We start from the raw sequence: 14704 nt of genomic DNA, 5'->3' as shown, positions 1-14704 counted from the left end.
GTTAGTTTAATAATCGATTCATTCCAACACAATAATAATGCGGGTATTGGCGGCCGTGTTAAGGGAATTCAATAAGCCCTTCAGCATTGAGGAGTACGATATTGGTGAACCTGGACCCAATGATGCCGTGGTAAGGGTAAGAGCTGAGGGTATCTGTGGCCGTGACTTAGTTATTTGGAGAGGTGGTTTCAGGAATTTGAAGCCTCCATTAATCCTTGGGCATGAAATATTTGGCGAGCTTAATGGAAAGGCCGTCGGCATATTTGGAGCCATTACCGACGGTACATGTTCATACTGCAGGGCTGGTAAGGAGAATTTATGCGTAAACCTTCAATTCTTCGGTGAAGGTAGGCCGGGTGGTTATGCAGAGGCTGTAATAGCGCCAAAAAACAATGTATTTGAGTTACCGGATAGCGACTACGTTAAGTACGCCGCAGCAGTATGTCCATTGGCGACAGCAATTCACGCAAGTAAGCTGGGTAATGCCGGCCCAGGCACTAGGGTTCTCGTCACAGGAGCTGGAGGTGGCGTCGGCATACACGCTATTCAATATCTTAAGTATCTTGGTGCGTATGTGATTTCGATAACGTCACCAAGTAAGGCGGATTTTGTGGCTAAGTACTCAGACGAAGTTATCACTGATAGGGAATTTTCAAGGAAAGTTAGGGATGTTGATGCTGTTTTGGAGATTGTGGGTGCAGCTACCATAAACGAGAGCCTCAGGGCACTAAGACGTGAAGGTACGTTGGTGCTGATAGGTAATACTGAGGGTGAGGAGATTAGGTTAATGAGGCCTGCGCTTACGGTAATGAGAGAGCACAGAATAATTGGCTCGGCTGCGTATACGAGGAGGGAGGTTCTTGAGGCCGTTGATCTTCTTCATAGAGATGCAGTTAAGCCCGTTTATAAGGTTTATAGATTTAGAGATGTTAATCAGGCGTATAATGATTTGGTGAATCAGAGGATTTTGGGTAGGGCTGTCTTGGTGTTTTAATGGGTAAAAATTAATTAATGATTAATTCTAGCACTTCCCGTGGTTTTGAGGAGGTCCCAATTATTTGTTCCTGGTAATAATGAGCACATGATTAGGAAGGCAGCCCTTGAGTTGAAGCCTGATTCTGTGATTATTGACCTTGAGGATGCGGTGCCAATTGATGGTAAGGAAGCAGCACGTAAGCTAATAAGGGAATTACTTCCGCAACTTGATTGGGATGGTAAGGAGGTCTGCGTCAGGGTCAATGACCCAAAGACACCCTTCTTCTATGCGGACATAGATACTGTGTATAAGATCGACGTTATTAAGTGCATTGTGATTCCAAAGGCTGAGTTTGACCTGGGCTTTGTTTATAAGGCCACGGGTAGGGAAATAGAGCCGCTCATAGAGACTGCTAGGGGATTGCTTAGGGTTGAGGATATTGTTAGGAGTGAGGGCATTACCGCGGTGTCCTATGGGGCAGCTGACTTCGCGCTCTCGGTTGGTGGTGTATTGAAGGCCTATGAACAAAACCAGGTCCTTAAGACAATCATTGTTTCAGCGGCGAGGGCTTATGGCGTCGATCCAATTGATAAGGTGTTCTTTGATATTAAGGATATTGAGGGCTTTAGGAGAGAGAGCATTGAGGCTAAGTCCATGGGATTCATTGGCAAGCAAGTCATTCATCCAAGCCAGATACCCGTGGCTAACGAGGTCTTCTCACCAAGTGAGGAGGAGATTAATTGGGCTAGGAGGGTTGTTGAGGTCTATGAGAGGGCTGCTAAGGAGGGTCGCGGAGCCATAAGCCTTGAGGGCCAATTAGTTGATTATGTACATTATAAATTGGCTAAGAGGATCCTTGACTTTGTGAATCAGACCGGTTAGCAATTGCCTGCTCAAGCTCTGTGAAGAATCGCTCGATTACTATGATACGGGGATCACTCTCGCTGAGCCTTATTATCCTTATTCTACCAAATCTCTTCTCCTCGGCAATGCCAAGCCTCTTAAGCGCCTCTATATGATACTCAATCACTTTATAATTAACGCCTAATTCTCTTGATAGCTTCGTAATATTTATTTCCTTATATTTAATTAGAGTCTTAAGGATCCTTATCCTAACCCTTGAGGAGAAGACGCTTTCTATAAAATCGTCACTCACGTACCCAACTCACCCTCTATTATTTTTCTTAATTCCTCCTCTAGCGTGACCAAGGGCTCCGATGGTATTGATATTAATGTTGTCCTACCCCTCATACCCTTACTAGACGTCCTAGTCTCAACGAAACCCTTCGTGTTTAAGTCCTTTAAGTACTCCCATAATTGTGTGTGCTTTCTCGGTTCTTCACCATACTGTTCACAAAGTACTTGGTACTCATCCTCAGCCAATCCAAAGGGTATGTATGGAGAATTCGGGTTTTTCGTTAAGCTCTTAACAATGGCTAGTAGGAATATTTTCTCATGAAGTGGTAGCATCCTCAATTCATCACTCCTAATGCCCCTGAGAGTATTCTTTATCGCCTCCCTGACATGTTCAGGTAAAATTCTCTCTGATCCTTTCATTTCAGCAAGCTTGGATGCCCTCCATAGTATATCAATGGCGTATCTAGCATCACCCCTATGATCATCCATAGAGTTCTCATCAATGCCCGCCACATCTGCTATCATCTCAAGTATTTCCTCGTCATATGCACCATCTAACAAAGCCTCCTGAGCCCTTGTTAGGAGTATCTCAAATATCTGGTCCTTGGTATATGGTTCGAACTTAATGACCGCATTACCAAGCGCACTCTGTGAGCTTCTATCGAGTTGATCTCTAAAAGTTAAGTCCTGACTTATGAGGATCAAGCCAAATCTATACCTATCACCTCTACTTACGTATTCCTCACCAAGCCTTATTAACGTACCTAGGGCATGAGGACCACTATTATTAACTAGGTGAAACACATCATCAAGTGCAACAATGGCGTAGGCGTCCTTTTCCTTAATCATGTCCAGGAGCATCTTAAGCAATTCCTCGGTTGAGAATCCCCTCTTTGGTATTGCAATGTTTAATTGAACACCAACATCCTTTAGCACCGAACTTAGTGTTCTATTGAGGAAGCAGGACACATGAACATACCTAACCCTATTGCTTGACTTTATTACGTAATTCCCAAACTTCCTACTTGTCACTGTCTTACCACTACCGGGTCTACCAATCAGCACTACCTTAGGGTACATAGATCCTGGCTCCTCAAGAAAACCGCTGAAGTACGTCTCAAGCTGCTTTAGCTGCTCTTCTCTATGAGGCAGTTTACCTGGTATATACTCCGGTGTTAATGCTGCTTCGTTCCTAAAAATCCTTGGCATTTACTATTTCTTTAGTAGAGAGGTAAAAAATAGTTTTTGGTTACTATATAAGTCTTGACCTAGGGTTCACTAAAACTTTCGTTAAACTCTCACAAAGGACCTAGGTCCAGCATAAACACCAAACCAATTGCCCAAGCCCTCGACAATAACTGCACAGTCAGTATTACCCCTATACATTGCGCGAAATCCTAGGCTTCGCAATAAATTAATTATTGCATTCTCACAATCATTATTACTAATAGGTGAACCACGTAATCTACACCTCACAGTATATCCCTCACAATCACTGCTTATGTATTTACGAACTTCATCCGTTACTTCAGTAATCGTGCTATAACTCCCATCAGTAATTATTGGGACTATGGAGGTTAATATATTCTCAGGTATTGGTGCATTAATTAGAAGACTAGCTATGTACTTAGGATCCCTTGTTGTCTCTATTATTAAAACACCTCTGAATTCCGTAGCCCTAACATTCACGTTTCGATCAAAGAAAAATAAGTAATCCCTAATGTCATGCTTAACATGATATTCAAATGATGACTTAACGGTAATTACTACCTTATTCATATTACCGGCGCACTAATTACTTAATCTCATGATACCTACCCCTATTCCTCCCAGCATTAACTAATGCGCATGTAATACCCACAACCACATCCTCAATAGTCTTAAAGGCTGTGAATGCTGAATTATACGGGTTGAAATAACTATGAACCTCACCACTAGGCCCATGCTTCATGGATATGTAATAATAATGATCACTAATTAACAGGTATTTCCAGGTCTTTTCAAGCCCATGAACCTTCATTAAATTGCCTATGGAAGCAACATGGTTAAGCGCAATTCTTTGAAGTTCATTTCCCTGCCATGCGCTGTCGTCCTTCTCAACATCAGCCCATGATATGGCTGATGGAATATCCAGGAAATCAACAGGTTCCTCATTAACCAATGATGATGGATGTGCAAAATCCACATCAGCCCTGTGTGCCTCCTTAGGAAGCCATGTGAGAAAATCAAAGATACCGCTTTCACGCCAATGATGCTCACCGAACGTTTCAAAATCCAAGCCAACCAGGACAAAATCCCCTGGAGTAGCCCTAATCCATGCCATGTATTTATCAGCGGTTAATGGCCATTGATCCCAAGACCTATTACTGAACCTAAAGCCAATATCATCGGATAACCTATAATGCCGTAATAATAGTCTTATTTTCAGGTTAGGTGCGCCATAGACATACGTTGGACTTCTCCAACCAAGTACCCAATCAACACCCTCAGTAAGCACTACCGCTGCACCAGCCCTTTCCATTAATGCACCCCAATCATTCCTATAAAGGAATTCCGTATTCTCAAAGGTAATTGGCACTTGACCGAATAATGACCTGGTTATTTCCACGTGATCCCTCAACTCCTCAAGGAACAAATCCCCACTAATAAATGATGCTAATGAATGATGATAAGGCTCAGCAACCAATTCAATGGTACCCTTCTTCACCAATTCCCTCAGCAGGTCAATAATATCGGGTCTCCACATGAGCAATTGATCAATTAATGCACCGGATATCGATATGGCTGCCTTAAATCCTTCATTACTCAAATCCCTAATTAATTCCAGGGTTGGTACATAGGACTTATCAGCAACCCTATTCAATATTTCCCTATTTACCTCGTCATTGAATATCAGCGAATTTATGATTGACTCATTAACCTCATAATGTCTCAAATCACATAGTTTATTAAGTACGCCATGCCTTAATCTCCTCGGCTGATGCATTTCCAGGAATAGAATTAATTTCTTAACCATAGACATCACTCCTCAAACCACTGATACATACTAACTATTCTCCTTAGATCCTGCTCAATCCTTGACTTAGCATTGCTTAGGAATTTCAGTAAATCGTCAATGTTACCATTACCTAACTTCCTCCTCTCCTTCACAGTATTTAGGAACCTCGATATTAAGTCAAGGTTTATGAATAAATCCATTATTGACTTACCGTAAATTGAACCCTTGGCCTCACCACACGATATTAGAAATTCCTCAGAAGATTTCACCCTATCACCATTCATGAGTCTCATAACCATCCTTACCAAATTATCGCTATAGCTTAGGCTTATACCCACCCTATTTATACTAAGTTTCGTACCAACACCCATGGTTAATACTTGATACCAACTTGACTCTCTATCCATACTTATATCCTCATCAATATTAATACTAGGGCATTTATCTCCATAATTAATAATGTACTCAGAAACCAGCGGGTTCTGTCTCTCCTTAATACTAATTAACACATTATTAGTAACTAATTCATTGAACACTTTCCTTACTAACTCAATCGATGCGCTCACAACGATGCCACCCACACAGTATTAATAAAGCTTTTACTTAGTGATTGGCCCAACGTCTGACCGTCCCTGCCTAAGGCCCATACCCGCCCACTTCGTTAATTCACCCCTAAGCATTAGTATGAGACCTCTCGCGTGCTTCCTAGACCTATCAATTGCTATATCTAATAATTCCCTTTCATTACTTGTTTCATCTTCATGCACCGTCACGTCAATTATTGGTTTATCATACTCGATCTGAAGCATTATGAGGCCCATGGACGCCACTGCGTAGGTAATCTTATCCGTTAAGCTCGGCCCAATCCAACCAAATACCATGACTGCGTCAATACCCTTATTAATCAATTGTTTGGCGGCCCAGGGAGTATTCTTAAAGCCTGGCACTGTTATTCTTTCTATCACTATAGAAGGCTCGTTGTTTCTAAGCTCCTCAATAGCGTATTTAGCCATATCAACCCTGGCGAATGTCGTATCCACAATACCTACCCTCAACGTCATTAACCTTGGTATCTAAAACCACCTTATAACAATTTATGCATGAAGTTAATTTACTTAGTATCTGTACTTACCTCTTCATGTTCAATCTCAATAAACCTATCAATGTTTATCTTATCTATGGACTCGTCTATTGTACCTATTGTGCATGTTGATGAACTATGTCTGTAAAGAACCCTCTCCCTACTACCAATAATCCTAATAACTAATGTACCCTCCCTACCGCACACTGGGCACTTACCAACTGCAACGCTAACCCATGTCCTTCCGTGAGAACGTGCCCAATCAGCAACTCTCCTCAAGTAATTCCTAATGCTCTCCTTATCCAATGTACTTGGTGGTACTAGTTTTTCCTTATTACGATCTTCCTGATTACTTGTGGATTCCACGATCAATTTATTATAAATATCATCAATAACCCTCAACACCTCACCAGGCAGTACGACCTTATCCCCTAAACTACTAAATGGACAAACATCCCTTAACGGACAAACATTACAACTTATGGTCTTAACACTAACCTCCTTATTCTTTAATGACTTAATGACCACGTTAAGTAGTTCCTTACCCCACTCGGGCTTTATTGTTATTGATAGGCCCTCCTCAATATCACCATTTATATTCTTAGATAGATAATGAAGCTGCACATCAGTGTTTAATAATGCAGCGATTAGTAATGCCTCGACAATGTGGGACTTAGCATTGTCCTTAAGCAACATAAGCTTTGGCAGTATTAACGAGTCACCGCACCTAAGTAACCTCGGCAGTTCCAGCGCAATATCCTCAAGCCTAACCACGTGCTTTTCCGTAGCGCAAACAGACAAAACCCTAGGCAAATACTCAGTATATGCTTCATCCATTATACTAACATCCCTTCTCAGAGATAATAATGAGCACTTTGCAATTGATGTTATAAAATGTGAATCCCTAAGCTGCAACCTATTTAGCAAGTAGTTCGCCAGGTCTATTATTTCATCGAGACTCATTAACCAACCACCTTAACTCCAGCCTTTGAAACCTCATGCTTTACGTAATCAAGGTAATTATCAAGCAACTCCTTACCTGGAAGCAAAACTTCATGTGGGTTCTTTGTCCTCATTATACAAATATCCCTAAACCTACATACCTTACACGAAGTTGTCTTGGCAACTAAGGCCCCAATGTCCCCACCCTCCACAGCCTTCACCCAAAGCTTAAAGGCATAAATCACTGGGTAACCAACCTCGGGTATTACCTCAATAGGAACTATGTTACGTAATACACCATCACTAAGCACTAGATAGAGCACGTAGGTGTTTTTATTACCTGCTGCTGAGTAAAAACCTGCCTGGATTAGGTCGTGGAATAGCCTAGCCTTCGTCACCCTACCCATTATAGTCTTAAACTCAAGGTAATAATTACCACAATCGAGGTCTGGTTTACCTCTCATTGTCCAGGCGTTATGCGTATACATAACCTCAACACCCTCAATACATCTATTACCAAGCCTATTCTTAATCTCGACAATTGCCAGGTTATGAATCATCTTACCCAATAGGTGCATAGTTGCATCACCCCAATCAATACTTGGTGTCTTACCCGTTAAGTAATAACTAGGTATTAAGGCACATTGTGTGAATAAACCCACCGGTACATTGCCTGGGCTTATCTTGACCATGGACTCCTTTATCTCATTAAATATTACCTTGCTCAAGCCGACATCCCTATTAATCGCATCAGTAACCTCCTTTACAATATTCGTTAGGGAATATCCCTCCTTTATCAATTTCGTTACTTCCTCAATTAAATTTTTCAATACTTCAGGTTTTTGACTCATGACAATAATGTGGAAAAGACCCTTTAAATTACTAAGCCTACATTAACATGGGTATTACTGTACGAAATTAATTAGACCATTAAATTAGCCCTACGCACAAAATCCTCATACTGACTAAGCAATTCCCTATTTAATGATGGATGAACCTTACTAAGTGCATACTCGAAATCTCTCCTCGTAATTTTAACCCTATTATCACCACTTAACACCCTATCTAAGGCTCTCATCTTAGCCTCCCTGACCAACGCAGCTAAATCAGCACCACTATAACCCTCAGTAACCTCAGCGACCCAATTAATGACCCCCTCCTCGACCTCAGCATTCTTCATGTGTATCCTTATTATTTCACGCCTAGCGTCCTTATTCGGTGGTGGTATGTAAATTACCTTATCGAATCTACCAGGCCTAAGCAACGCCGGGTCAACAAACCAAGGCCTGTTTGTGGCTGCAATTACAATGACATTATTCAACCCCCTTAATCCATCCATCTCAGTTAGCAACTGCGAAATAACGCCAGACCAGACGCCACCTATTGGTGAATCCCTAGGTGGCGCGACAGAGTCTATCTCATCAATGAATATTATGGCAGGTGTATTATCACGTGCCATATTAAATACGTCCTTAACCACTGCAGCAGCTCTCTCAGGCCCAACCCTAGCCAGCTCGGCTCCATTAAGTTCTATGAAATTTGCCTTAAGCATATTGGCTGTTGCTTTTGCGACGAGAGTCTTACCAACACCAGGAGGACCAAAGAGTAGGATACCGTGTATTGGCTCAATACCCAACCTCTCGAGTATGTCCCTCCTCTGCATTGTGGCAACTATATACTTATTGATGACTTCCTTAACCTCCTCAAGATCGCCAACGTCATCCCAAGTAATCTCTGGAATACCGACTTGGGCCTTACCAAAGGTCCTCAACCTACTGTATTGTAGCCTAAAGGCCTCATATTTCTCGAGTAAGTCGTAGGTTAGGCTAGGCTTATACCTATTAATTATCTCCTCTAGCTTTTCCTGGGTTATGGGTTTACCATCCTTAAGCGACTCGAGAACTGCAGTCCTTACCACATTCATTATATCCGCACCAGTAAACCTATCAGACAACTTGGCGAGTTTTGCATAATCAATAGAACCTTGAATGGGCTTATCCCTTAACATAGTCTCAAGCATCTTAGCCCTAGTCTCCTCATTAGGTGGCGGTACATAGATCACTTTATCGAATCTACCAGGCCTAAGCAACGCCGGATCCAATAGGTCTGGTTGATTTGTTGTTCCAATCACTAGGATATTCTCATTACCTTTAGTTATCCCATCCATCTCACTAAGAAGTATGTTTAGTAGTCTTGGCGTTACATCATCGCTTACATACCTAGTCCTAGCCTTGCCTATGGCGTCAAATTCATCGATTATTATCACCGACGGTGCATAATTCTTGGCTATTTTGAAGAGCTCAGCAAGCCTATTCTCACTCTCGCCATAGTATTTACTAAGTAACTCACCTAGGTTCATTATTATTGTTGTCCAACCCAACTTACCGGCTATTGCCCTCGCGAGCATTGTCTTACCAACACCAGGAGGACCAAAGAGCAGTACTCCATGAATCGGCATTAAACCATACTTCTGAGACAATCTACTATCCCTAAGTGGTGTTATTACTGACGTCTCTATTTCGCTCTTAACATCCTCAAGTCCAACCACATTATCCCACTCACTAGCCAGTGACTTTAGCTCATCCTTATTGAGAATTAGTTGATAGCCACGCTCAAGGGCAATTACTGATTGCTTCTCTTCCTCCTCAAACTTAATCTCAACAAGCCTGAAGTGCATTATTGGTGGTAATAGGGCTGTGCTAATTACTAGGGCAGGTAATAAGCCCTGAATTAAAGTGTTAACATCAATGCCTTGATAAAGCCCAAAGTATGGATTCATGTAGAATAGTAGGTATGCCATTAATGCGTAGGCGGACATCGTACCAATCGTTGGCGCAAAGAGCCTAATCACCTTATTATCATGTGACCTTAATCTGCTTGATATTACGTACGCGATGTATGCCGTTAAAGCCATTATCGGTGGCAATACGTAAGTGCTGGTCCAGGTAAATACCCTATCAATTGCTTGAGCAAGTCCGTAAAGCCCCACATTAATGCTGCCCAAAGCACTTACTATTGCATTAGTGGTAAGTGATGATAGGGGGGATACGTATGTACTCACGGGGCCGAACCAGGGAACTACGGTATTATTAGCATTTAGTAGTAATAGTGTTGGTATGTAGATTATGAGGAATGTTATTAATGATTTTAATGGAGTTACTCTCCTCGTAATACCTATCGTGAGGCTTGGTGAGGTCAGTATTAATGGTACTGAAAGTACGTAGAGTGGGATGGGCATTTTAGGTATTATTGAGAATTCCCATGCAAGTATACCAACACCAACACCAAGCCAATCGAAGACCCTTATCATGACGAGGAGAATTAGGATAAGGAGTAGGGTACCTAACGCCGCATATCTATAGACATAGAGTAGGGCAGGTATTAGGAGCATTATCATTATTGCAAAGCCAAGCTTAACATGCCCTGAGTATGCCAATGCCGTGGTTACAGCTATTATTAGCAAGGCAACTGGTAATGGATAAAATGGAAAATCCATTACGAATGCTATTGATGAGACTGCCAGGTAAAGAATTGCTGTGAAAAGCCTGGACATTAATTGCAACGTCCTATTACTAACCACGTTAATTCAAAATAAAAAGCCCTTTAAAAGGAATCGGCTATTCCAGGATACTACTTCGACTCTGCAGCCTTTGTCTCGGTCTTTGTTTCAGGTTTCTCAGGAATGTTTAGCGTGACCTTGACCGTGCCATCACTATACCTGGTAACCTTAACCTCGACCTTCCTTGGTGGGTCCTCAATGCTCCTAGACCAAATATACTCATTAACACTATTATCTATCTTAACCTTCTCAGGGTCAACCTTCATGTGCCTAGCCACGAACTTCCTAATCAACCTAATGGCATACGGAGACCTCTTGGTCCTTGAAACCTCCCTAGTCCTCCTAAGGTTAATTACGTAAACCCTCTCAACCTCAACCTTGGCGCTCTCGCTCATCACGCACGATTAAACTGTGGTCTTAATAAGCATTATTTTTCCTTTAAACCGCCAATAAGCTCAAGCAAGCCGGCCCTAACGTAATCCTCATTCCCAAAGCCAAGGGCGGCCAATAACTCGTATAGGGACTTAACAATTGAGGAAACAACTAGTGGGGTCTTTGCATCACCCGCTGATTTAACGGCGTAGTGCACGTCCTTAGCAGCCAGGGCTAGTGTAAATGAAGGCGGTAATTTAGGCTTAAGAACCCTATCCATGTACTTCTCACTGACTTCCTTAAACACGGTCTTGGTTAATAATGCCCTTAGTGTATCATCATCAACGCCATAAGTCCTCCCAAGTACTACATACTCTCCAAGTAATGCCATGGTACCTATTAGAAATGAATTATAGGCAAGCTTAAGTGCCATTGCTGCCTCGGCAGTTGGTAATCTAATTATGGAACCTAACTTATCAAAAACCTCCTTAGCCCTTTGGTACGTACTTTCAGGACCACCAATCAAGTATATCGCTGTTCCATTCTCAACATCAGCGGGACCACCCACAACAGGTGCGGCCAGTAATCCTTTTCCCATACTCGTAAACCTAATGTTAAATGCTGTAACAGCACCAATACTGTAGGTCCCTGACAACGCAACTATGTCACCGCCAACACCTCTAACTGCGTTTAGTGCCTCATCATCAGAAACAAAAATGAATGTTAATCCCTTGGCCTGTGAAATATCATCTATTGATCTTGCGGGTAAATCCTTTAACCTGTCCTTAGTTCTATTCCATGCATAAACATTAAACCCCTGCTTAGCCAATCTTCTAACGAGCGCACTACCCATCCTGCCTGTTCCAATTACGGTAACGTCCATATTGAGAGAATAATTGATGCTAGAATTAAAGGATTATGGTTAATAGTAATTAATAACTCATTGGCCGCCTTGTTGGGAACCGACACTAACCTTCATTAGTGAGAATATATCGTCCTCCCTAATAACGCTTATGCCAGTCCTTGATGGGAAAATCTCCAATTGAATAACCTTATCAGGGTTCTCAAGCTTGACTTTATTACTTATTTTCGACGCTATTGAATCAATGATTTCCATCCTATCGAGATCAACACCCCTCTTTCTAACCTCAACCTTATAAGTCTCATTGGTACTTAAGTACCTATTTGCTAATTCAATGGCGGCTTTCGCAATATCCTCCATTTTAGTACTCACTGTCCTCATTATTGGTACTACCTTGAGTACAAAGCGTGGTATGTATCGCCCAGTAGTAACGAGATCTTTCAATTTCCTGGTAAATTCCACAGGATCGCCATCTACATACCCCGTTATTAATCCATCAAATCCCGTGAATGATGTCTGGGCAATCCTCATACCAATTAAATCGCCTATGTACCTAAGTTCATCAGCACATCTACCCTCTAGCCTCCTTCCCGTGGATATTACTAAATTGAAATCCACACGAACCCCTACATATACCTACCTTAACCTTTTATAAACCACACCTATTCCGTAAAATTATCACTGAATTATGGAAGATTGATAGATAATAAGGAATATGTAAATTTACCGGTCATAGTACACACATAAAGTTAGTAGGGTAGGTAATGCTTTTTAATAATGCTTTTAAACCATCATGGACCAAATATGAACAGCCTAGTTATGGAAGAGGAAGAATGGGAAGAAGGAGAAGAGGAGGAGGAATGGGAGGAATTTGAGGAAGAGTGGGAAGAGGAATTATAAGATTAATATTAAACCTTCCTTAAAATAGAAATGGCAATTTCTTTAAGCATTTGTGGTATGAACACGTTACATTAATACTCATTTCATTACTAAATCTCGGCATACCTCAATTGATTAAGCACGTAACTCCTAATCTCCTGATCGCTAGGTACTGGCTCAGCGACCTTACCATTATCAACAAATTTCCTAAGTAATGGTGCGGGCTTGGAACCATCCCGACATACCGCTGGTTCCCAATCCCACGGAATAACTTGATCATCAAACGTATCCCCACACCTATAAACCTGCTTAAAACCAGGTAATTTACCACGCTTTGTAATCGGTACCCAACGCCCACTCTTCTCGTCATAAGCCTCCACAATGTCCATACTAATATCAACACTTGGTGGGAAGGCTATTGATGTACCAACACCAAACATGTCGGCAATGTCCCTAAGCTTAATAATTTCATCCTCATCAACACCACCACTAACTAGTATTTTCACATTCTTATAACCAGCCAGGTCTAGGGTCCACCTAACCTCACGAACAATAGCCTCCATATTACCACGCCTACTACTCGGCGTGTCTAACCTAACACCATACAGCCTATTACCGAGTAGTTTAGCAGCTATCATGGACTCCTCACGCTCATCAAGGAATGTATCCGCAAGCACTATCCTAGGAACATCATTAGGCATTACCTTATCAAACCAGACCCAGGCAAGTGTGTGATCACCAGTTGCATGCCTAAACACTATCATTAATGCATGGGGCATTGTACCACTTGGTTTAATACCCAATAACCTAGCCCCCACTACGCCGGCAACACCATCACAACCACCTATGTAAGATGCCCTATCAACCATTGGTTGTATTGCTGGATGAACAACCCTAGCACCAAAGAATATACATGACTTATCACCAGCTAGCTTCTTAATCCTGGCAGCCTTACTGGCTATAGAACTGTAATGTCTGAGTATCCCTAGGAACGTTGTTTCATAAACAGCGAAATCCACGTAATTACCCTCAATAACCATTATTGGCTCATTGGCCTTAAAGAGCGTACCTTCAGGCATTGCGTAGATGGTTATCGGCAATTCCTTAGTGACCGTGAGGCTCACGACTTCCTTTAAACCAGCAAACACGGCCCACTTATAATTCCTCGGTAAATTAACAACATGAAACTCAGCCCTAACCTTAACCTTATCAAGACCCGCCGCTCTAAGTACATCAATGGTTCTCATAAAGTAAATATCAGTTGCATCACCATTAAGTATCTCCTCATCCTTAGCGATATAGAATAACCTATCCATCGTCTCCCTGAGACTAGTGGAATTATAAATTATTAACTGCAAGAATTGCCGCAGACTACGTGAACCCACTAATATACTTATTAATTAAGGTATTTATAAAGTCATCAATGGACCTAAACAATCCCTCATAAACCTTATGAAAACCAACACCAATTATTAAATCCTCCATAAAATCCTTGAAAATATTAATTACGTTATTCACCAAATCATAGACACAATCATTAATACCCATTACTATTATTGACACTTGATCATTACCAACAGGACTAAGAATCTCTAAACCCCTCCTTAACTGCGTTGTACCAACCATATACGTTAATGCACCCAAGCCCGGGTCCCTAAACCTCGACACACCCTGCAAATTATCCCTAAGGCTTAAGTACGCCGAATAAATCATTTGCCATGGACCCAACACCTTCACCGCGGGCACTATGGTGATCAAAGAATTAACACAATCATTGGTTAACGATTTAACCCTAACAAGAAATTCATCATTAATGGGCTTAGTTAGTATAATCGTTGCAAGCCAAATCCTCAACTCACCAATGTCACTGTTAAGCCTAATCACATAACTCATGGCAA

General features: G+C 41.7%; 16 protein-coding genes. 2 read left to right on the top strand and 14 right to left on the bottom strand.

The genetic code is table 11. The features are described 5' to 3' along the window. Positions 1-37 precede the first annotated feature (37 nt). Both VMUT_RS04610 and VMUT_RS04605 read left to right on the top strand, forming a co-directional pair. The gene (locus VMUT_RS04610; protein WP_013604264.1) at positions 38-994 is read left to right on the top strand and encodes an alcohol dehydrogenase catalytic domain-containing protein; all 957 of its coding nucleotides are present in this window, start codon (positions 38-40) and stop codon (positions 992-994) included. Between the two features lie 39 nt (positions 995-1033). Then, the gene (locus VMUT_RS04605) at positions 1034-1858 is read left to right on the top strand and encodes an HpcH/HpaI aldolase/citrate lyase family protein (protein WP_013604263.1); all 825 of its coding nucleotides are present in this window, start codon (positions 1034-1036) and stop codon (positions 1856-1858) included. Here the strand turns inward: VMUT_RS04605 and VMUT_RS04600 are convergent. The 14 genes from VMUT_RS04600 to VMUT_RS04535 all read right to left on the bottom strand — a co-directional run bounded on the left by VMUT_RS04600 (position 1821) and on the right by VMUT_RS04535 (position 14699). Further along, entirely contained in the window at positions 1821-2132 is a 312-nt protein-coding gene (locus tag VMUT_RS04600; protein ID WP_048056868.1) for an ArsR/SmtB family transcription factor, read from the bottom strand. The genes VMUT_RS04605 and VMUT_RS04600 overlap by 38 nt on opposite strands. Further along, positions 2129-3322: an ORC1-type DNA replication protein gene (locus tag VMUT_RS04595; protein WP_013604262.1), complete on the bottom strand. Its 1194-nt coding sequence runs from the start codon at positions 3320-3322 to the stop codon at positions 2129-2131. Before VMUT_RS04595 ends, VMUT_RS04600 begins: the two co-directional genes overlap by 4 nt. Before the next feature lie 81 nt (positions 3323-3403). Next, the gene (locus VMUT_RS04590) at positions 3404-3892 is read right to left on the bottom strand and encodes a hypothetical protein (protein ID WP_013604261.1); all 489 of its coding nucleotides are present in this window, start codon (positions 3890-3892) and stop codon (positions 3404-3406) included. A 16-nt stretch (positions 3893-3908) separates the two neighbouring features. Continuing rightward, positions 3909-5135 carry a glycoside hydrolase family 57 protein gene (locus tag VMUT_RS04585; RefSeq protein ID WP_237699718.1) on the bottom strand — a complete coding sequence of 409 codons (1227 nt, stop codon included), beginning with the start codon at positions 5133-5135 and terminating at the stop codon, positions 3909-3911. Beyond that, the gene (locus tag VMUT_RS04580) at positions 5135-5677 is read right to left on the bottom strand and encodes a hypothetical protein (RefSeq protein WP_148224659.1); all 543 of its coding nucleotides are present in this window, start codon (positions 5675-5677) and stop codon (positions 5135-5137) included. Before VMUT_RS04580 ends, VMUT_RS04585 begins: the two co-directional genes overlap by 1 nt. A 33-nt stretch (positions 5678-5710) precedes the next feature. Beyond that, on the bottom strand, positions 5711-6172 hold the full coding sequence (gene ribC / locus VMUT_RS04575) for a riboflavin synthase (RefSeq protein ID WP_013604258.1): 462 nt from the start codon (positions 6170-6172) through the stop codon (positions 5711-5713). Between the two features lie 50 nt (positions 6173-6222). Continuing rightward, a complete protein-coding gene (locus VMUT_RS04570; protein WP_013604257.1) occupies positions 6223-7155 on the bottom strand; it encodes a hypothetical protein in 933 nt (310 codons plus the stop codon). Then, on the bottom strand, positions 7155-7985 hold the full coding sequence (locus VMUT_RS04565; protein WP_013604256.1) for a PD-(D/E)XK nuclease family protein: 831 nt from the start codon (positions 7983-7985) through the stop codon (positions 7155-7157). The genes VMUT_RS04570 and VMUT_RS04565 overlap by 1 nt, the downstream gene beginning before the upstream one ends. Before the next feature lie 71 nt (positions 7986-8056). Next, the gene (locus VMUT_RS04560) at positions 8057-10714 is read right to left on the bottom strand and encodes an AAA family ATPase (protein ID WP_013604255.1); all 2658 of its coding nucleotides are present in this window, start codon (positions 10712-10714) and stop codon (positions 8057-8059) included. Positions 10715-10764: 50 nt separating this feature from the next. Then, positions 10765-11088, bottom strand: a complete 324-nt coding sequence (locus VMUT_RS04555) for a 50S ribosomal protein L31e (protein ID WP_048056867.1) — start codon at positions 11086-11088, stop codon at positions 10765-10767. A gap of 32 nt (positions 11089-11120) precedes the next feature. After that, entirely contained in the window at positions 11121-11948 is an 828-nt protein-coding gene (locus VMUT_RS04550) for an NAD(P)-dependent oxidoreductase (protein ID WP_013604253.1), read from the bottom strand. A 57-nt stretch (positions 11949-12005) separates the two neighbouring features. Next, positions 12006-12545 carry a THUMP domain-containing protein gene (locus VMUT_RS04545; RefSeq protein ID WP_013604252.1) on the bottom strand — a complete coding sequence of 180 codons (540 nt, stop codon included), beginning with the start codon at positions 12543-12545 and terminating at the stop codon, positions 12006-12008. 371 nt (positions 12546-12916) lie between these two features. Then, the gene (locus VMUT_RS04540; RefSeq protein ID WP_048056866.1) at positions 12917-14122 is read right to left on the bottom strand and encodes a nicotinate phosphoribosyltransferase; all 1206 of its coding nucleotides are present in this window, start codon (positions 14120-14122) and stop codon (positions 12917-12919) included. A 55-nt stretch (positions 14123-14177) separates the two neighbouring features. Next, positions 14178-14699, bottom strand: a complete 522-nt coding sequence (locus VMUT_RS04535; RefSeq protein ID WP_013604250.1) for a hypothetical protein — start codon at positions 14697-14699, stop codon at positions 14178-14180. Positions 14700-14704: the final 5 nt, after the last annotated feature.

Origin of the sequence: Vulcanisaeta moutnovskia 768-28 (assembly GCF_000190315.1) — an archaeon.
In the GTDB taxonomy this organism is placed as follows: Archaea; Thermoproteota; Thermoprotei; order Thermoproteales; family Thermocladiaceae; genus Vulcanisaeta; species Vulcanisaeta moutnovskia.
This window is presented reverse-complemented; position numbering and strand designations above follow the sequence as displayed.

What these genes read in the sequence shown, in the direction of transcription:
- VMUT_RS04590 (WP_013604261.1), bottom strand. Translation starts at nt 3,892, where the DNA reads ATGAATAAGGTAGTAATTACCGTTAAGTCATCATTTGAATATCATGTT.
- VMUT_RS04585 (WP_237699718.1), bottom strand. Translation starts at nt 5,135, where the DNA reads ATGTCTATGGTTAAGAAATTAATTCTATTCCTGGAAATGCATCAGCCG.
- VMUT_RS04555 (WP_048056867.1), bottom strand. Translation starts at nt 11,088, where the DNA reads ATGAGCGAGAGCGCCAAGGTTGAGGTTGAGAGGGTTTACGTAATTAAC.
- VMUT_RS04595 (WP_013604262.1), bottom strand. Translation starts at nt 3,322, where the DNA reads ATGCCAAGGATTTTTAGGAACGAAGCAGCATTAACACCGGAGTATATA.
- VMUT_RS04570 (WP_013604257.1), bottom strand. Translation starts at nt 7,155, where the DNA reads ATGAGTCTCGATGAAATAATAGACCTGGCGAACTACTTGCTAAATAGG.
- VMUT_RS04540 (WP_048056866.1), bottom strand. Translation starts at nt 14,122, where the DNA reads ATGGATAGGTTATTCTATATCGCTAAGGATGAGGAGATACTTAATGGT.
- ribC (WP_013604258.1), bottom strand. Translation starts at nt 6,172, where the DNA reads ATGACGTTGAGGGTAGGTATTGTGGATACGACATTCGCCAGGGTTGAT.
- VMUT_RS04565 (WP_013604256.1), bottom strand. Translation starts at nt 7,985, where the DNA reads ATGAGTCAAAAACCTGAAGTATTGAAAAATTTAATTGAGGAAGTAACG.
- VMUT_RS04610 (WP_013604264.1), top strand. Translation starts at nt 38, where the DNA reads ATGCGGGTATTGGCGGCCGTGTTAAGGGAATTCAATAAGCCCTTCAGC.
- VMUT_RS04535 (WP_013604250.1), bottom strand. Translation starts at nt 14,699, where the DNA reads ATGAGTTATGTGATTAGGCTTAACAGTGACATTGGTGAGTTGAGGATT.
- VMUT_RS04550 (WP_013604253.1), bottom strand. Translation starts at nt 11,948, where the DNA reads ATGGACGTTACCGTAATTGGAACAGGCAGGATGGGTAGTGCGCTCGTT.